The organism is Variovorax multivorans, assembly GCF_051216835.1.
Classification (GTDB): domain Bacteria; phylum Pseudomonadota; class Gammaproteobacteria; order Burkholderiales; family Burkholderiaceae_C; genus Variovorax.
Genome location: NZ_JBPJZL010000006.1, coordinates 145,814 through 162,596 on the forward strand (window position 1 = coordinate 145,814; position 16,783 = coordinate 162,596).

Sequence of the window (16,783 nt, forward strand, 5' to 3'; positions counted from 1 at the left end):
TGCGCGGGCTTCGCATTCATCTTCGGGATTTCCCCAGTCCGGTGCTGTTCCATTGCGGAACACATTCGACGCTGGTCCCGGACTCGGTCCCTTGCGGGAGGCAGCGAACACCATGGCCCTCGACGAAAGAAGAATCGGCACGGCGGATGCGCCGCGCCAGCTCTTTGCCAGCACGCCCGCGCAGCGCGTGGCGCTCGCGCGGCAGCAGTTCTTCGAGGAAGGCGTGCGCCCCTCGGGCCTCGTCGGCGAGGCGGTGATCCAGTCGTGGATGCGCTGCAGCCGCACGCACACCGACCGCCAGCGCATCGTGCCCTTCGACGCGGTCACGCCGAGCCGGCTGCACGCCACGCTCGCGCGCAACCGCGAACTGCTCGAGGTGGCACGGCAGGAGCTGGTGCAGATGGAGCACGCGCTCGCGGGCACCGACTGCCGCGTGATCCTCACCGACCACGAGGGCGTGGTGGTGCACGTCACGCAGCAGCCCGCCGCCGCACACCAGCCGGTGCTGCGCAAGACCGCGCGCGTGGGCGTGAACATTTCGGAGCGCATCGTCGGCACCACGGCGCCGGGCATCGTGGCGAGCACCGGGCAGGCGTGCACGGTCAATGGCGCGGAACACTACTTCGACCTGCTGTGCCAGATGCAGTGCGCGGCCGCGCCGATCCGCGACGTGACGGGGCAACTGGCCGGCGTACTCGACCTCACTGCGGAGGCACGGCGCTTCGGCTTCGACGCGGCATCGATGGTGGCGCTCTACGCCACGACCATCGAGAACCGGCTGCTCCAGGCGCAGTCGCGCGACCACCTGATCCTGCGCTTCCAGGCCAGCCCCACGCTGCTGGGCACACCGCTCGAGGCGCTGGCCGGCATCGCGCCCGACGGCACGATCGCGTGGCTCAACAACGCTGGTGCGCGGCTGCTGGGCCGGCTGCCCGAAGCGGCGGACGAGCGCGATGTCGAATGCCTGCTGGGGCATGACCTTGCGAGCCTGTTGCGCCTTGGGCGGCGCGAGGCGGCACAGCCGCTGCGGCTGGCGAGCGGGCTGGGCGTGTGGGTGCAGGCGCGGCTGAAGGGCGCGGATGGCGTGGACTTCCGGCATGCGGTGGCGATGCCGGGCGAAACAGCGCCGCTGGCCATCGAACAGGATGCGCAGATGCCTGCTGCCGAAGCCTGCGAGCCCGAGCCCCATGCCGAGACGACGCTGCGCGAGCACAGCCGTAAGCTGATCGAGGAAACGCTTGCGGCGCACAGCGGCAATATGTCTCAGGCGGCGCGGCAGCTGCGCGTGTCGCGCGGCACGCTCTATCGCCGGCTGCGCGGCTGGAAAGAAGACGCCGCGGACTGATCAGGCCGCGGCGCGGGCCAGCGCACGCGCGCGACGTGCCTTCGCATCGGGCTGCAACGGCCGCAGGTATTCGTGCAGCGCGAGCGCGGCGGCGCCCACCGCAGGGGCCAGCGCGCCGTAGCGCGCGGTGCGCAGGTCGGGCGCGGGCATGCCGGCATCGTCGGCGTGGCGCTTCATGCTTTCGAACGCCGCCTGCGCAAAGCCGCGATGCTCGGCACACGCCTTGCCGCCGAGCACGATCGCGCGAGGGTTGAACGTGACCCACAGGTTCTGCAGCAGCACGCCGAAGAAGGCAGCGGCGCGCGGCAGATCGACCCCCTTGCGCTCCAGCACGCGTGAGCCGAAGAAGGCTTCGGCGCAGCCGCGTCGGCCGCATGAGCACAAGGGCCCGTCGAGTTCGAGAATCGTGTGGCCGATCTCTCCGGCCATGCCCTGCGCGCCGGTGAAGAGCCGGTCGTTCAGCACCACGCCGGCACCCACGCCGACGTCACAGTTGACAAAAATCAGCGGGTCTTCGCCCTCGCCCGCCGCGAACTCGTATTCGCCAAGCGCAGCGGCATCGGCGTCGTTCTGCAGCTGCACGGTCACGCCGGGTAGGCCAATGGCGGCAAAGGCTTTTTCGAGCGCGGGCAGCAGGCTCACGTTGCGCCAGCCGAGGTTGGGCGCGAAGCGGACCACGCCGGTGCAGTCGTCCACCGCGCCGGGCACGCACACACCGATGCTCGACAGGCGCAGGCCCAGTTGCTCCAGCTGCGCATTCGCAGCGGCCGCCATGCGCGCGACCTGCGCGCACACGCCGGCCGGCGAGCCATCGGTGAGCGCGTGTGTGTTCGAGTGCAGTACCTCGCCCTGCAGCGAGACACACACGAGGCGCACCGTCTCCACCGCAATCTCCACGCCCATCAGCGCGCGCACGCCCACGTTGATCTGCAGCGGCGTCGAAGGCCGACCGAGCCCGTCGGCCACGGTGGCGCCGGCCTCGCTGAGCCAGCCTTCGTCGATCAGCTCGCGCACCAGCAGGCTCACGGTCGACTTGGTGAGGCCGCTCTCGCTGGCCAGCCGCGCGCGAGACAGGCCGGGCTGCGCACGCAGCAGCCGCAGCAGCACGCTGCGGTTCATGCGCTTGAGCAGTTGCTGGTCGCCTATCGTCTTCACGACAGCATCAGGCGAGCGCGGCGGTGTCGGCGTGATGGGCCTGCTCCTTGCCCTCGGGCCGCTTGCCGGCAATGATCATCCCGAGCACCTCGTCTTCGGTCACGTCGGCTGTGCGGTAGGTGCCGACAAGCTTGCCGTTCTTCATCACCGCGAGCCGGTCGCTCAGCGAGAACACGTCGGGCATGTCGTGCGTGATGAGGAAGATGCCCACGCCGTCGGCCTTGAGCTGCTTCACGAGGCCGCCGACCATCGCGGTTTCTTCAGGGCCGAGCGCCGCGCAAGGCTCGTCCATGATGAGGATGCGCGCGTTGAAGTACAGCGCACGAGAAATGGCCACCACCTGGCGCTGCCCGCCCGAGAGCCGGCGCACCGGCACGCGGATGTTGGTGAAGTTCTTGTTGAGGCGGTGGAACACCTTGCGCGCCTGCACTTCCATGAAGTGGTCGTCGAGCGTGCGCCACGGGGTCATCTTCTCGCGGCCGAGAAAGAGGTTCGACACTGAGTCGAGGTTGTCGGCCAGCGCAAGGGTCTGGTAGATGGTCTCGATGCCCTGGCCCTGTGCTTCGGCGGGCGTGCGGATGTTGACCTTCTCGCCCGCGATCAGCGTGTCGCCCGAGTCGATGGGGTAGGCGCCCGCGAGCATCTTCATCAGCGTGGATTTGCCGGCACCGTTGTGGCCCAGCAGCGCGACCACTTCACCGGGGTAGAGGTTGACGCTCACGCCGTCCACGGCCTTGACGCCGCCGAAGGCTTTGCGGATTTCGCGCAGTTCCACCAGGGGTTTGGAGGTGTCGATGTCTGCCATTTCAGTTCTCCCCAAACTTGCGGCGATACAGCACGTCGAACACCACAGCCACGATCAGCACCTGCCCGATGATGACCATGCGCTTGCCGATGGGCACGTCGAGCAGCAGCATGCCGCTGTCGAGCGACTGCATGATGAGCGCGCCCAGCACCGAGCCGAAGATCGAGCCGCTGCCGCCCGCCAGCGCCGTGCCGCCGATGACGGCCGCCGCAATCACGTACAGCTCCATGCCCGTGCCCAGCGAGTTGGTGCCCGCGTTGAGCCGCGCGATCGACACGATGGCCGCAACGGTGACCAGCACCGCCAGCAGCGCGAACAGCATCAGCGTGACGCGCTTGACCGGAATACCCACCAGCGCCGCAGCGTCGGGGTTGCCGCCCATCGCGAACACATAGCGCCCGAAGCGCGTGCGGTGCACGATGAACGACAGCACGATCGCCACCGCGGCCCAGATCAGCACCGGAATCGGAATGCCCTGCGGCTCGCTCTTCGACGAGATCTGGTAGTTGTTCATGACCCATGCGAAGGCGATCACCACCGCCACCGGCACTGCGGTGATCAGCACGTCGAGCCACAGCGCCTCGGTCGGCATGTCGTAGCGCTGGCGCGCGCGGCGTTTTTGCAGCATGCGCCCGAACAGCACCAGCGCCACGATGGCCGCGAGCACCCAGCTCGCGGTGACGCCGATGCCGCCGTCGTAGCCGCCGCCCAGGCGCTGGAAGAATTCGTCGTTCACCGGCTGCGTCTTGCCGTCGGCCACCAGGAAGGCCGCGCCGCGAAACGACATGAGGCCGCCCAGCGTGACCACGAACGACGGCACGCCGAGCACCGCCGTGAGCCAGCCCTGGTAGATGGACACCAGCAGCGCCACCGCGAGCCCCGCAAGGCAGGCCGTGGGCCACGACCAGCCGGAGGTGTATTGCAGGTACGCGATGAGCACGCCGACAAAACCCATCACCGAGCCGACCGACAAGTCGATGTGGCGCGCCACGATGACCAGCACCATCACGGTCGACACGATGCCGACCACGGCCGTCTGCTGCGCGACGTTGTAGAGATTTTCGGGCGAGAGAAACACGCCGCCCGACATGACGCTGAACACCACGGCCATCACAGCCAGCAGCACGCACATCAATATCAGCCGCAGGTCGATGCCCGTGCGGCGCCACCAGCCCGGTGTTGGATTGCTCATTTTTCAGACCCCCTTGGGACTACAGGTGCGCAACCTGCCCTGGCCGGGCCCGTTGTGGGCCGGCCTGAGGCGGCAGCGTTGCGCGGATGGACGCGCGACCAGCGCGTCCGTTGCTACGGCTTACTTGCAGGCGGCGGGCGCGCTCGCACCCGAGGCGCCCTTGCAGAGCTCGTCCTTCTTGATCCAGCCGGCCTTGACGACCACGTCGAGGTTGTCGCGCGTGATCGGCACCGGCGTCAGCAGGCGCGAGGACAGCGAGATCTTCTTGGCGCCGCCGGCCCACGGCGCGGCCTTGTCGACCGGCTTGCCAGCGGCCAGCGCCACGGCGGCGGAGGCGGCTTCGCGGCCGAGTTCGCGCGAGTCCTTCCAGATGGTGGCGGTCTGCGTGCCCAGCGCGATGCGGTTGAGCGCCGCAAAGTCGGCGTCCTGGCCCGACACCGGAATGCCGCGGATGCCCTTGGCCGTGAGCGCGGCCACCGCGCCGCCGGCCGTGCCGTCGTTGGCAGCGACCACCGCGTCGACCTTGTTGCCGGCCTTGGTGAGGATCTGCTCCATGTTCTTCTGCGCGACCTCGGGCTTCCAGCCTTCGGTGTATTCGTCGCCGACGATCTTGATGTCGCCCTTCTTGATGGCGGCGTCCAGCACTTCCTGCTGGCCCGCACGCAGGAAGTCGGCGTTCGGGTCGCTCGGCGAGCCCTTGATGATCACGTAGTTGCCCTTGGGCTTGACCTTGAAGACTTCGCGCGCCTCCATGCGGCCGACCTCGACGTTGTCGAAGGTGATGTAGAAGACGCCGGGCGCCTCGATCAGCCGGTCGTACGCCACCACGGGCACCTTCTGGCGCGTGGCCTTGGTGACGGCGGGCAGGATGGCGTCCTTGTCCATCGCCAGCACGATGAGCGCCTTGGCGCCCTTGGACATCAGGCCTTCGATGTCACCGAGCTGCTTCTCGGGCGAGCCGCCCGCATCGGCACTGATGTACTTGGCGCCGAGTTTTTCCAGTTGGGCCTTGATGGCAGCCTCGTCGGTCTTCCAGCGTTCTTCCTGGAAGTTCGACCAGCTCACGCCGACCACGGTCTGCGCCATCGCGCCCACGGCCGTAAGACCGAAGGCCATGGCGGCCAGGGTGTGTTTCAGTTGCATCGATGTCTCTCCAATGTTGGTGCGCCCCGCAGGGATCAGCCGTGTAAGAAATTAGTTAGTTTGAAGGGCGAACTAACTATCCCATCGCGGCGGGGCTCTGGGCATCCGGGAATTCCCGGAGCGCATTGCGACCCTTGTCGCGGGATGCGGTCCTACGTTGCGGGCGTGTGCGGCCCGGTATCTTTCGCATCCCTCCCGCCTGGCGGGAGGCCTTATTCCGAACGCTCTTTCGACCTTTGTCGCCGAAGAACAAGGAGACAAAAAATGCTCACAGACATGCTCATGCTCAGGCAGATTGCCGCCACGCGGCTACCCATGGTGATGTCCTCGCGCAAGGACATCGATGAAGTCCTGAAACTTCGCGCCGCCGGACTGGTGCTCGCGCTGGTGCCCTCGGCCGCGGACATCGCGAAGATGCCGGGCCTGCGCGTGGTGCAGGTGCTTGCCGTCACGCAGAAGGGTTTCGAGGCGCTGCAATGCGTGCGCTATCCGGGCGAAGGCACGCGTGAAAAAGGCCGGGAGGTCCCGGCCTTTTCGTGAGGCGCCGCGAGATCGGCGCGAATCCGATCAGCGCGAGTTACTCACGCGCACGTGCGGCATTGCGCAGGTCGCGGATCTGGTCGTGGTTGCGCTGCGCGCCTTCGGCCTGCATTGCGATCACGCCGCGCACGTCGGCCGGCAGGTTCTGCTTCATCGCCTTGCGGTAGCGTGCAACCGCCGCGTCTTCGCCGCGCTCGCACGACTCCAGGATCGAGAGCTCGCTGTTAGCGCCCAGCGATCCCTTCACGTGCACCCAGCCGCGGTGCAATGCGCCGCTGGTGGTGCCGCCGGAGGCCGGTGTGCCGCCGTAGGTGGTGACGAGCGCGATCAGTTCGGCACCGGCCTTCCTGCATTGCTCTGCGCGGCTGGCAAACAGCTGCTTTGCCGCGGGGTCCTTCACTTCTTCGGCGCAGGCGCGAAAGCCGTATTCACCGTCACGCGAGTTTTCGAGCAGGTCGTTGAGCACGTCCACGACCTCGTCGTTGGCGAGGATGGGGCCTGCGTTCAGGGTGTCTGTGGTTGCTTCGGTGTATGCCATGTCGGGGTCCTTTCGTTGCCCGTCTGTGCGACGGGCCGGGTCTGCAGGGTTCAGCCTTGCCTCTGCTTTCATTGATTGCTCTGGCGGCTGAGCGAAGACCCATGGTTGAAAGATCGACAGCGCCGCCGCGTCGTCACATCGGGCGACCCTGCGTAGGCGAAGGACGACCCGCTCCGGTGTCTTCACTGCGCGCAGACGCTGAGCGGAGACGCTCGGGAAAACTCTGGGGAAAGTTTTGGCACAAGGGACCGGTTGTCCACAGCCGGCCCGATCGCCCTTAAGTTGTTCCTTTTTCTAGGCAGCCCCGAAAGCAGAGGTGCGCACAGTGAAGCAGGCAGCGCAAGTCGTTGTCAGCCATGGAAAAAAGCGCAGTTTCCACAGCAGGGGTTTACCCTTATCTACTACTACTATCTTTAATAAGAGAAATAAGTAGGAGAAGAAGGGAGCGGCCTGGCGAGCAACCGTCAGGCTGCGAAGCCGCCGTCGATGTTCAGGCTGGCGCCGGTCACGAACGCAGCTTCGGGGCTGGCCAGGTAGCCGACCATGCCGGCGATTTCTTCCGGACGGGCATGGCGGGCCAGTGCCATCAGGCCGTGCATGGCGGCAGCGTTGGGGCCGTCGACCGGGTTCATGTCGGTGTTGACCGGGCCGGGCTGCACGTTGTTGACCGTGATGCCGCGCGGGCCGAGGTCGCGCGACAGGCCCTGCACCATGCCGACCAGCGCCGACTTGCTCATCGCATAGGCGCTGCCGCCCGGCCAGGGCATGCGCTCGGCGTTGGTGCTGCCGATGTTGATGATGCGGCCGCCTTCGCCCATGTGGCGCGAGGCCGCCTTGGCAGCGACGAACACGGCGCGCACGTTGACGTTCAGCGTCTTGTCGAAATCTTCGAGCGAGAAGTCGTCGAGGGTGCCGCCGAGGAACACGCCGGCGTTGTTCACGAGGATGTCGATCTTGCCGAAGGCACGGGCCGCTTCGTCGATGCCGGCGGTGAGCGCGGCAGCGTCGGCGCTGTCGATCTTCAGCGCGAGGGCGCGGCCGCCTTCGGACTGGATGCTGCGCACCAGCTCGTCGGCCGGGGCGCTGGAACTGGCGTAGCTGAAGGCCACGGCGGCGCCGTCGCGCACCAGGCGCCGCACGATGGCGGCGCCGATGCCGCGCGAACCGCCGGTGACGAAGGCGACCTTGCCGGCCAGGACGGGGGAAGAAGCGGAAGAAGAAGCAGTGCTGGAAGTCATGATTTTTCCGATCAGGTGGAGAAGGAAGAGAGGAGGAAGGCCTTCAGTGTCGGCATTTCATTCCACCGGCGGTAGCCATCAATTGGCGCAAGCAAATTCAACCCAGAGTTGAAGATGAGAATGAAAATGCGGCCATGGAACCGCTCAATCACCTCGAATCCTTCGTGCAGAGCGCCGAAGGCGGCAGCTTCTCGGCCGCCGCCCGGCGCCTGGGGCTGACGCCGGCCGCAGTCAGCAAGAACGTGGCGCGGCTCGAGGCGCGGCTGGGCGTGCGGCTGTTCCAGCGCAGCACGCGCAGCCTCACGCTGACCGAGGGCGGCGAGCGATTCCTGGCGCAGATCGGCCCCGCGCTGGCCACGCTGCAGGAGGCCGTGGCCGGCATCGACACCGACGACGGCCAGCCCGCCGGCACGCTGAAGGTGAGCATGGGCCAAGCCTTCGGGCGCGAGCACGTGCTGCCGCTGATGGGCGACTTTCTCGCGCGCTACCCGGCCATCCTGCCGGACTGGCATTTCGACAACCAGCAGGTCGATCTGGTCGGCGAGGGCTTCGACGCGGCCATCGGCGGCGGCATCGAGCTGTCGGCCGGACTGGTGGCGCGGGAGCTGGCGCGCATCCACGTGGTGGCGGTGGCGTCGCCGCGCTACATGGAGGGGCGCAAGCGGCCCAGGCATCCCTCGGACCTGGCGGCGCTCGACACCCTGCTGCGCCGCTCCTCGCCCACGGGGCGGCTGCGCAGTTGGACGCTGCGGCATGCGCGCGGGGAGGAGGCCACGGTCGACCTGCCCCGGCCGCGCGCGATCTTCAACGACCCCGAAGCCATCGCGCATGCGGCGCTGATGGGGCTGGGCGTGGCGATGCTGCCGATGCCCTTCGTGGAGCGCGGGCTGCGCAGCGGCGAACTGCTGCGGCTGCTGCCCGAATGGCATCAGGACGCGGGCGCAGTGTGGCTCTACTACCCGAGCAAGAAGCTGCTGCCGCCGAAGACGCGCGTGTTCATCGACTTCGTGCTGGAGCGTTTTCGCAACGAGCGGTTTGCGCAGCGCATGCAGGTGGCCTGAGCCGACTGTGCGGCGACCCACCGGCTCACGGGGTTTTCACCCGCGACGCCCGTGGCGTGCACCTGTACAAACGCGCGCATGACTTCTTCTTTCTCTCTCTTCAAGCCCAGTCGCCGCACCGCGCTGGCCGCATCCGTAGCCACCGCCCTGACCCTGATGGCCGCCCCTTCGTGGGCCCAAGGCACCTGGCCGACCAAGCCGGTGCGCATCGTCGTGCCCTTTGCGGCCGGCGGTACAACCGACATCCTGGCGCGCGCCGTCGCGCCCGAGCTGTCGAAGGCCTTCGGCCAGCAGTTCATCGTGGACAACCGCGCGGGCGCGGGCGGCAACGTGGGCGCCGAGATCGTGGCGCGCGCGCCGAACGACGGCTACACCCTGCTGATGGGCACGGTCGGCACGCACGGCATCAACCGCGCGCTGTACCCCAAGCTGCCCTTCGACCCGATCAAGGACTTCGCGCCCATCACGCTGGTGGCCGCCGTGCCGAATGTGATGGAGATGAACGCCGACAAGGCGAAGACGCTGAACATCCGCAACGTGCAGGACTTCATCAAGTACGCCAAGGCCAACCCGGGCAAGCTGAACATGGCGTCGAGCGGCAGCGGCACGTCGATCCATCTCGCGGGCGAGCTGTTCAAGAGCATGACGGGCACCTTCATGGCGCACATTCCGTACAAGGGCTCGGGCCCGGCGCTGCTGGACATGGTGGGCGGCAACGCCGACGTGATGTTCGACAACCTGCCCTCGTCGATGGCGCAGATCAAGGCCGGCAAGCTCACTGCCCTGGCCGTAACGAGCGCGCAGCGCTCACCCGCCCTGCCGGACATTCCGACGGTGGAAGAAGTGGGGGGCCCGTCGCTCAAGGGCTACGAGGCGAGCTCGTGGTTCGGGCTGCTGGCGCCGGCCGGCACCTCGCCCGAGATCGTGAACCGGATTCAGCAGGAAGTGGCCAAGTCGCTGGGCACGCCGGCCATCAAGGAAAAGATGCTCGCGCAGGGCGCGATTCCGAGCGGGAATTCACCCGCCGACTTCACGAAGCTCATTGCGAGCGAGCACGTGAAGTGGGCGAAGGTGGTGAAGGACTCCGGTGCGAAAGTGGACTGACCGACCGCTCAGGTCTTCCAGGTCACGTCCTTCTTTTCGGCCAGCGAATCCTTGAGCATGTGGAGCAGGGGGATTGCACGCTGGTGTAGCCCGACATGCTGCTTCTCGGCCTCGTTGGCGTGGCCTTCGACGGCGTAGTCGTCGTTGTTGTGGGCGTTGGAGCCCTCGCGCGCCAGCGCGGCTTCGATGGCCGCGATGGCGCCAGGGATCTGCTCAACCGTAATGATGCCTTGCGGGGCCGCCGACTTGCCGACGATGTCCAGCAACTGGCGGGCATGCACTTCGAGCATCACGAAGTCGGGGGAGGCTCGGGACTGGAATCGATAGAGCATGGTGTTTTCACTCACTTGTAGATGTAGTCACGGGCAAAAGGGTACACCGATTGCGCGCCGCGCAAAACGCCGTGTTCGACCTTGCCGTCGGGCCTGGTGGACAGCATCTGGTGCAGCGAGATCCAGCCCTGTTCGAAGCTCATGGCCGAGCCCGCGAGGTACAGGCGGTAGGCCCGCAGCACGCGCTCGGCGTTCTCGGCCTGGCGGCCGCCGTTGCGCTGCAGCACCTCGCGCGCGGTGTCGAGCTGCGCCTCGAGTGCATCCGACCAGGCCCAGAGCGTGCGCGCGTAGTGCGGGCGCAGGCTCTCGGTGTCGACCATCTCCAGGCCGGCCGCGGCCGTCTCGCGCAGCACGTGCGTCACGTGCAGCAGCTCGCCGCCGGGGAAGATGTATTTCTCGATGAAGTCACCCATGCCGGCGCCCAGCTGCCGGTAGTTGAGCTCGCCCGAGGTGATGCCGTGGTTCATCACCAGGCCGCCCGGCTTCAGCAGCGAATGGATCTTGCGGAAGTAGGTCGGCATGTTGGCCGCACCCACGTGCTCGAACATGCCGACCGACGAGATCTTGTCGAAGGGCTGGTCGACCGGCACCTCGCGGTAGTCGCGCAGCTCGACGCGCACGCGGCCCTGCAGGCCCTTTTCTTCGATGAGCCGCTGCACGTAGGCATGCTGGTTCTTCGACAGCGTGATGCCGGTGGCGTCCACGCCGTAATGCTCGGCCGCCCACAGCAGCAGCGCGCCCCAGCCGGAGCCGATGTCCAGATAGCGCTCACCCGGCTGCAGCATGAGCTTGCGGCAGATGTGGTCGAGCTTGGCTTCCTGCGCCTGGGCCAGCGTGAGGTCGGGCGTGCGGAAGTAGGCGCATGAATACACGCGGCGCGGGTCCAGCCACAGCGCGTAGAAGTCGTCGGAGACGTCGTAGTGGAACTCGATCTGGGCCGCGTCCTTGCGCAGCGAGTGCGAGCCATGGGACTTGGCCCGGTGCTGCAGGCGGCTCCACCAACCGGTGTCGGTTTCGGCCGGGTTGCCGGGCAGCATGCCGACGGTGGCGTCGATCAGGTCGCGCATGGCGCCCTCGATCTGCACCTTGCCCTCGACATACGCTTCGCCGATGGCCCCCACCTGTCGGGCCGCCAGCTTGGCGAGCACCGTCCATTCCTTGAAGGCCAGGGTGACGCGGGCTCCCGCCTGGGCAACGCGCCTGCCATCTGGCAGCTCCAGCGCGATGGGGACAGGCAGCGAAGCCAGCTGCGACTCGATCTTGGGTATCAAGTTTTGCATGGGGCCCATGGTATTGATTTTTCCAAGTTTTTGCATGACTACCCGTGTCAGCGGGGGCCGCGAGCGGCACGCCGGGCGCCCGGTGCGAATCGGGATTGACATGAGATTGTTTATGTCTAAACTATTGAACCATGAACAGCCTCAGCCCGCTCAAATCCGCTCCCGCTTCGGACCTCCAGCGCATCCTGTGCATCGGCGGGGGGCCGGCCGGGCTTTATTTCGCCCTGTTGATGAAGGCGCGCAACCCGGCGCTGCAGATCACCGTGGTGGAACGCAACCGCCCCTTCGATACCTTCGGCTGGGGCGTGGTGCTGAGCGACCAGACGCTGGGCAACCTGCGCGCGGCCGACGCCGAGACCGCGGCGCTCATCGGCAACGAGTTCCACCACTGGGACGACATCCAGGTGTTCTTCAAGGGCCGCCAGGTGCGCTCGGGGGGGCATGGCTTCTGCGGCATCGGCCGCAAACGGCTGCTGAACATCCTGCAGGAGCGATGCCTCGCGCTCGGCGTCGACCTGGTGTTCGAAACCGACGCCACCGACGACCAGGCCATTGCCGCGCAGTACAAGGCCGATCTGGTGATCGCCAGCGACGGCCTCAATAGCCGCATCCGCCAGCGCTACGCTGACGTGTTCAAACCCGACGTCGACCTGCGCAACTGCCGCTTCGTCTGGCTGGGCACGCACCAGACCTTCGACGCCTTCACCTTCGCCTTCGAACAGACCGAGCACGGCTGGTTCCAGGCGCATGCCTACCAGTTCGACGACAAGACTTCGACCTTCATCGTCGAGACGCCCGAAGCCGTGTGGAAGGCCCATGGCCTCGACCAGATGGAGCAGCCCGAGGCCGTCGCCTTCTGCGAGAAGCTGTTCGCCAAGTACCTCGGCGGCCACTCGCTGATCAGCAATGCCACGCACCTGCGCGGATCGGCCAACTGGATCCGCTTTCCGCGCGTGGTGTGCGAGCGCTGGACCCACCGCATCGACGTCGAAGGCCGCTCGGTGCCCGTGGTGCTGATGGGCGACGCCGCGCACACGGCGCACTTCTCCATCGGCTCGGGCACCAAGCTCGCGCTGGAAGACGCGATCGACCTGGCCAACGAATTCGCGCAGGGCGGCACCGTCGACCATGTGCTCGAAGGCTACGAGGCACGCCGCAGCGTCGAAGTGCTGAAGATCCAGAACGCCGCACGCAACTCTACCGAGTGGTTCGAGAACGTGCCGCGCTACACCGGCATGCAGATCGAGCAGTTCGCCTATTCGCTGCTCACCCGCTCGCAACGCATCAGCCACGAGAACCTGCGCGTGCGCGACACGCAATGGCTGGGCGGCTACGAGCAGTGGCTGGCGGGCGGCAAGGCCATGGCGCCGATGCTCATGCCCTACAAGGTGCGCGGTCTCACGCTGAAGAACCGCATCCTGGTGTCGCCGATGGCCACCTACAGCGCAGTCGACGGTGTGCCGCAAGACTTTCTGCTTGTGCACCTGGGCGCACGCGCACTCGGCGGCGCCGCCATGGTGTTCGTCGAAATGACCAGCCCGACGCCCGAAGGCCGCATCACACCGGCCTGCACGGGGTTGTACAACGACACGCAGCAGGCCGCGTTCAAACGCATCGTCGATTTCGTGCACACGCAGTCGAGCGCCAAGATCGCCATGCAACTCGGCCACAGCGGGCCCAAGGGCTCGACCCGCGTGGGCTGGGAAGGCACCGACGAGCCGCTCGAAAGCGGCAACTGGCCTCTGCTGGCCGCGAGCGCGCTGCCCTACGGCGAACAGAACCAGCTTCCCGCCGCCATCACGCGCGCCGAGATGGACACGCTGCGCGACCAGTTCGTCGACTCAACCCGCCGCGCCGTCGAATGCGGCTTCGACTGGCTCGAACTGCACTGCGCGCACGGCTACCTGCTGTCGGCCTTCATCAGCCCGCTCACCAATCTACGCACCGACGAATACGGCGGCGACATCGAAGCCCGCTGCCGATATCCGCTCGAAGTATTCCGCGCCATGCGCGCCGTGTGGCCAGCAGACAAGCCCATGAGCGTGCGCATCTCCGCGCACGACTGGGCGCCCGGCGGCAACACCGACGTCGATGCGATCGTGATCGCACGGTTCTTCAAGGAAGCCGGCGCCGACTTCATCGACGTGTCTTCCGGCCAGACCACGCGCGACGCGAAGCCGGTGTACGGCCGCATGTACCAGACGCCGTTCTCGGACCGCATCCGCAACGAGGTCGGCATCTCGACCATTGCGGTCGGCGCCATCACCGACGCCGACCAGGCCAACAGCATCATCGCGGCCGGCCGCGCCGACCTGTGCGCCGTCGCGCGCCCGCATCTGGCTGACCCAGCATGGACGCTGCACGAAGCCGCCAAGCTGCAGAGCCGCGACGTCGACTGGCCCAAGCAATACCTCAGCGGTCGCGACCAGATGTACCGCGAGATCGCCAAGCAACAGCAGCTCGCAGCGGCAGCGAATGCCGCGATGGCCGCACAGAGCGGCGAGGAGACGCACTGACATGGACCTCGAAGCGCGCGCGCACAGCGAACACCCCGAAGCACTGCGGCTCTGGCTGCGGCTGCTCACCTGCACCCAGCTGATCGAGAAGCAGGTGCGCAACGAACTGCGCTCGCAGTTCGCCACCACGCTGCCGCGCTTCGACCTGATGTCGCAGCTCGAGCGCTCGCCCGACGGTCTCAAGATGAACGAGCTCTCGCGCCGCATGATGGTGACGGGCGGCAACGTGACCGGCATCACCGATCAGCTCGTGACCGAAGGGTTGGTCGAGCGCATCAACGTCGAGGGCGACCGCCGCGCCTGGCGCGTGCGCCTCACGCCGCGCGGGCGCAAGCTCTTCAACGAGATGGCGCAGCAGCACGAAGACTGGATCGTCGAGGCCTTCGCGGGCCTCAGCGGCAAGGAGATCTCGCAACTCCACAAGCTGCTCGGCAAGGTCAAGGAACACTCACACAACCAATTGATGGCGGAGACCGAATGAAGCACTACATCGGCGCAGGCAACCCCATGCGCGCGCAATTCGAAGCGAAGGCAGCCTACAAGGCCGAGCACTTCGCATGGAGCTACGAGGCCGGCGTCGGCACCGTCACGCTGAACCGGCCGGAGCGCAAGAACCCGCTTACGTTCGACTCGTATGCCGAACTGCGCGACCTGTTCCGCGCGCTGAACTACGCGACCGACGTGAAGGCGATCGTCGTGACCGGTGCAGGCGGCAACTTCTGCTCTGGCGGCGACGTGCACGAGATCATCGGACCGCTGACCGGCATGCGCATGCCCGAGCTGCTGGAGTTCACGCGCATGACGGGCGACCTGGTGAAGGCGATCCGTGCGTGCCCGCAGCCCATCGTCGGCGCCATCGACGGTGTGTGCGCCGGTGCTGGCGCGATGATCGCGCTGGCCTGCGATCTCCGCTATGGCTCGCCCGCCACGCGCACTGCGTTCCTCTTCACGCGCGTCGGCCTTGCCGGTGCGGACATGGGCGCCTGCGCGCTGCTGCCGCGCGTGATCGGCCAGGGCCGCGCATCGGAACTGCTGTTCACCGGCCGCGCGATGACTGCGCAGGAAGGCCACGCCTGGGGCTTCTTCAACGCACTGCACGAAAGCGATGCGCTGCTCGCAGCTGCCACCAAGGTGGCACGCGAGCTGGCCGAAGGCCCGAGCTTCGCTCACGGCATGACGAAGACCATGCTGTCGCAGGAATGGTCCATGACCATCGACCAGGCCATCGAGGCCGAAGCGCAGGCGCAGGCCATCTGCATGCAGACCGAAGACTTCAAGCGTGCGTACGAAGCCTTCGCAGCCAAGCGCAAGCCGGTGTTCGGCGGAGACTGACGCGATGATGACCAAAGCACCCGCCCCGCCATCGACCGCGCACCTTGCGCTGCCCTTCTTCGACGACGCGCATCGCGCGCTAGCCGACGGCCTGCTGCCCTGGGCCGCTGCGCAGGAAGTCGACGAGCGTGATGACCGCGCCGCCTGCCGCGACTGGGTTCAGCGGCTCGGCGCCGGCGGCTGGCTGCGCTACTGCGTGCCGGGCACGTCCGGCGGCGCACTGGAACGACTCGACTCGCGCGCCCTCGTGCTGCTGCGCGAGACGCTCGCCTTTCACTCGCCGCTCGCCGACTTCGCGTTCGCGATGCAGGGCCTCGGGAGCGGAGCGATCACGCTTGCAGGCACGCCGGAGCAGCACGCGAACTACCTCACGGCAGTAGCCAAGGGCAGCAAGATCGCGGCCTTCGCGCTCAGCGAACCCGAAGCGGGCTCCGACGTGGGCGCGATGGCAATGCGCGCCGAAGCAACCGCTGACGGCTGGAAGCTCAACGGCGAGAAGACCTGGATCAGCAACGGCGGCATCGCCGACTTCTATTGCGTCTTCGCGAAGACGGACCCCACCGGCGGTACGCGCGGCATCACGGCCTTCATCGTCGATGCGACGACGCCCGGCCTCGACACCTCCGCGCACATCGACGTGATGGCGCCGCATCCGCTGGCTACGCTGCGTTTCGAGAACTGCATCGTGCCGCGCTCGGCGCAACTCGGTGAGCTCAACGGCGGCTTCAAGCTCGCGATGCGCACGCTCGATATCTTCCGCGCCTCGGTAGCGGCAGCCGCGCTCGGCATGGGTCGTCGCGCTTTGGCAGAAGCCATTGCGCATTCGAAGAGCCGCCGCATGTTCGGCCAGACGCTGGCGGATTTCCAGCTCACGCAGGCCAAGCTCGGCGAGATGGCAGCGCTGATCGACAGCGCTGCGCTGCTCACGTACCGCGCCGCGTGGATGCGCGACGACGCAGAGCAACGCGGTGCACCGGCAGTGGGCGACGTCTCCGCTGCAGCCGCAATGGCCAAGATGTGCGCCACTGAAAACGCAAGCCGCGTGATCGACATGTCGCTGCAGATGCACGGCGGCCTCGGCGTGAAGGTTGGCACGAAGATTGAAAGCCTCTACCGCGACATCCGCTCGCTGCGCATCTACGAAGGCGCGACGGAAGTCCAACAACTGATCATCGGTAAATCTGTTCTGCGGGGATAAACAC

The 16,783-nt window shown here is 67.0% G+C and carries 16 protein-coding genes; 8 read left to right on the top strand and 8 right to left on the bottom strand.

What is annotated here, in order from left to right:
- Positions 1 to 112 precede the first annotated feature (112 nt).
- Positions 113 to 1,345 carry a helix-turn-helix domain-containing protein gene (locus ACSFCA_RS16900; RefSeq protein ID WP_435460444.1) on the top strand — a complete coding sequence of 411 codons (1,233 nt, stop codon included), beginning with the start codon at positions 113 to 115 and terminating at the stop codon, positions 1,343 to 1,345.
- Here the strand turns inward: ACSFCA_RS16900 and ACSFCA_RS16905 are convergent, their stop codons facing one another.
- From ACSFCA_RS16905 to xylF, 4 genes are all read right to left on the bottom strand, one after another.
- Complete coding sequence (locus ACSFCA_RS16905; RefSeq protein WP_435460443.1) at positions 1,346 to 2,500, bottom strand: ROK family transcriptional regulator; 1,155 nt, start codon at positions 2,498 to 2,500, stop codon at positions 1,346 to 1,348. It lies immediately after the preceding gene.
- Between the two features lie 7 nt (positions 2,501 to 2,507).
- A complete protein-coding gene (locus tag ACSFCA_RS16910) occupies positions 2,508 to 3,305 on the bottom strand; it encodes an ATP-binding cassette domain-containing protein (RefSeq protein WP_258352400.1) in 798 nt (265 codons plus the stop codon).
- A gap of 1 nt (position 3,306) precedes the next feature.
- A complete protein-coding gene (locus tag ACSFCA_RS16915) occupies positions 3,307 to 4,497 on the bottom strand; it encodes a sugar ABC transporter permease (RefSeq protein WP_258352399.1) in 1,191 nt (396 codons plus the stop codon).
- A gap of 120 nt (positions 4,498 to 4,617) precedes the next feature.
- A complete protein-coding gene (gene xylF, locus ACSFCA_RS16920) occupies positions 4,618 to 5,640 on the bottom strand; it encodes a D-xylose ABC transporter substrate-binding protein (protein ID WP_258352398.1) in 1,023 nt (340 codons plus the stop codon).
- A 264-nt stretch (positions 5,641 to 5,904) separates the two neighbouring features.
- Here xylF and ACSFCA_RS16925 point away from each other — a divergent pair, with 264 nt between their 5' ends.
- Positions 5,905 to 6,180, top strand: a complete 276-nt coding sequence (locus ACSFCA_RS16925; protein WP_258352397.1) for a hypothetical protein — start codon at positions 5,905 to 5,907, stop codon at positions 6,178 to 6,180.
- Positions 6,181 to 6,217: 37 nt separating this feature from the next.
- On the opposite strand, the gene ACSFCA_RS16930 is transcribed toward ACSFCA_RS16925, so the two are convergent.
- The gene (locus ACSFCA_RS16930) at positions 6,218 to 6,718 is read right to left on the bottom strand and encodes a ferritin-like domain-containing protein (RefSeq protein WP_435460442.1); all 501 of its coding nucleotides are present in this window, start codon (positions 6,716 to 6,718) and stop codon (positions 6,218 to 6,220) included.
- 464 nt (positions 6,719 to 7,182) lie between these two features.
- Complete coding sequence (locus ACSFCA_RS16935) at positions 7,183 to 7,956, bottom strand: SDR family oxidoreductase (RefSeq protein ID WP_435460441.1); 774 nt, start codon at positions 7,954 to 7,956, stop codon at positions 7,183 to 7,185.
- A 134-nt stretch (positions 7,957 to 8,090) separates the two neighbouring features.
- Here ACSFCA_RS16935 and ACSFCA_RS16940 point away from each other — a divergent pair, with 134 nt between their 5' ends.
- Positions 8,091 to 9,017 carry a LysR family transcriptional regulator gene (locus ACSFCA_RS16940; RefSeq protein ID WP_258352364.1) on the top strand — a complete coding sequence of 309 codons (927 nt, stop codon included), beginning with the start codon at positions 8,091 to 8,093 and terminating at the stop codon, positions 9,015 to 9,017.
- Between the two features lie 78 nt (positions 9,018 to 9,095).
- Complete coding sequence (locus ACSFCA_RS16945; protein ID WP_435460440.1) at positions 9,096 to 10,121, top strand: Bug family tripartite tricarboxylate transporter substrate binding protein; 1,026 nt, start codon at positions 9,096 to 9,098, stop codon at positions 10,119 to 10,121.
- A gap of 8 nt (positions 10,122 to 10,129) precedes the next feature.
- Here ACSFCA_RS16945 and ACSFCA_RS16950 read toward each other — a convergent pair whose 3' ends face one another.
- Both ACSFCA_RS16950 and ACSFCA_RS16955 read right to left on the bottom strand, forming a co-directional pair.
- On the bottom strand, positions 10,130 to 10,453 hold the full coding sequence (locus ACSFCA_RS16950) for a DUF1840 domain-containing protein (protein ID WP_093059364.1): 324 nt from the start codon (positions 10,451 to 10,453) through the stop codon (positions 10,130 to 10,132).
- Positions 10,454 to 10,464: 11 nt separating this feature from the next.
- Positions 10,465 to 11,733, bottom strand: coding sequence for a class I SAM-dependent methyltransferase (locus ACSFCA_RS16955; RefSeq protein WP_435460439.1), 1,269 nt, complete (start codon positions 11,731 to 11,733; stop codon positions 10,465 to 10,467).
- 131 nt (positions 11,734 to 11,864) lie between these two features.
- Between ACSFCA_RS16955 and ACSFCA_RS16960 the strand changes: the two genes are divergently transcribed.
- Genes ACSFCA_RS16960 through ACSFCA_RS16975 form a run of 4 tightly spaced genes read left to right on the top strand, consistent with a single transcriptional unit; the run spans position 11,865 to position 16,779 of the window.
- Positions 11,865 to 14,249, top strand: coding sequence for a bifunctional salicylyl-CoA 5-hydroxylase/oxidoreductase (locus tag ACSFCA_RS16960; RefSeq protein WP_435460438.1), 2,385 nt, complete (start codon positions 11,865 to 11,867; stop codon positions 14,247 to 14,249).
- A 1-nt stretch (position 14,250) separates the two neighbouring features.
- Positions 14,251 to 14,730: a MarR family winged helix-turn-helix transcriptional regulator gene (locus ACSFCA_RS16965; protein WP_258352360.1), complete on the top strand. Its 480-nt coding sequence runs from the start codon at positions 14,251 to 14,253 to the stop codon at positions 14,728 to 14,730.
- The gene (locus ACSFCA_RS16970) at positions 14,727 to 15,581 is read left to right on the top strand and encodes an enoyl-CoA hydratase family protein (RefSeq protein ID WP_435460437.1); all 855 of its coding nucleotides are present in this window, start codon (positions 14,727 to 14,729) and stop codon (positions 15,579 to 15,581) included. Before ACSFCA_RS16965 ends, ACSFCA_RS16970 begins: the two co-directional genes overlap by 4 nt.
- A gap of 4 nt (positions 15,582 to 15,585) precedes the next feature.
- The gene (locus ACSFCA_RS16975) at positions 15,586 to 16,779 is read left to right on the top strand and encodes an acyl-CoA dehydrogenase family protein (RefSeq protein WP_435460436.1); all 1,194 of its coding nucleotides are present in this window, start codon (positions 15,586 to 15,588) and stop codon (positions 16,777 to 16,779) included.
- Positions 16,780 to 16,783 lie beyond the last annotated feature (4 nt).

Coding starts and splice junctions, on each gene's coding strand:
- ACSFCA_RS16925 (WP_258352397.1), top strand. CDS start 5,905: ATGCTCACAGACATGCTCATGCTCAGGCAGATTGCCGCCACGCGGCTA.
- ACSFCA_RS16935 (WP_435460441.1), bottom strand. CDS start 7,956: ATGACTTCCAGCACTGCTTCTTCTTCCGCTTCTTCCCCCGTCCTGGCC.
- ACSFCA_RS16910 (WP_258352400.1), bottom strand. CDS start 3,305: ATGGCAGACATCGACACCTCCAAACCCCTGGTGGAACTGCGCGAAATC.
- ACSFCA_RS16900 (WP_435460444.1), top strand. CDS start 113: ATGGCCCTCGACGAAAGAAGAATCGGCACGGCGGATGCGCCGCGCCAG.
- ACSFCA_RS16960 (WP_435460438.1), top strand. CDS start 11,865: ATGAACAGCCTCAGCCCGCTCAAATCCGCTCCCGCTTCGGACCTCCAG.
- ACSFCA_RS16930 (WP_435460442.1), bottom strand. CDS start 6,718: ATGGCATACACCGAAGCAACCACAGACACCCTGAACGCAGGCCCCATC.
- ACSFCA_RS16915 (WP_258352399.1), bottom strand. CDS start 4,497: ATGAGCAATCCAACACCGGGCTGGTGGCGCCGCACGGGCATCGACCTG.
- ACSFCA_RS16955 (WP_435460439.1), bottom strand. CDS start 11,733: ATGCAAAACTTGATACCCAAGATCGAGTCGCAGCTGGCTTCGCTGCCT.
- ACSFCA_RS16970 (WP_435460437.1), top strand. CDS start 14,727: ATGAAGCACTACATCGGCGCAGGCAACCCCATGCGCGCGCAATTCGAA.
- ACSFCA_RS16965 (WP_258352360.1), top strand. CDS start 14,251: ATGGACCTCGAAGCGCGCGCGCACAGCGAACACCCCGAAGCACTGCGG.
- xylF (WP_258352398.1), bottom strand. CDS start 5,640: ATGCAACTGAAACACACCCTGGCCGCCATGGCCTTCGGTCTTACGGCC.
- ACSFCA_RS16975 (WP_435460436.1), top strand. CDS start 15,586: ATGATGACCAAAGCACCCGCCCCGCCATCGACCGCGCACCTTGCGCTG.
- ACSFCA_RS16940 (WP_258352364.1), top strand. CDS start 8,091: ATGGAACCGCTCAATCACCTCGAATCCTTCGTGCAGAGCGCCGAAGGC.
- ACSFCA_RS16945 (WP_435460440.1), top strand. CDS start 9,096: ATGACTTCTTCTTTCTCTCTCTTCAAGCCCAGTCGCCGCACCGCGCTG.
- ACSFCA_RS16950 (WP_093059364.1), bottom strand. CDS start 10,453: ATGCTCTATCGATTCCAGTCCCGAGCCTCCCCCGACTTCGTGATGCTC.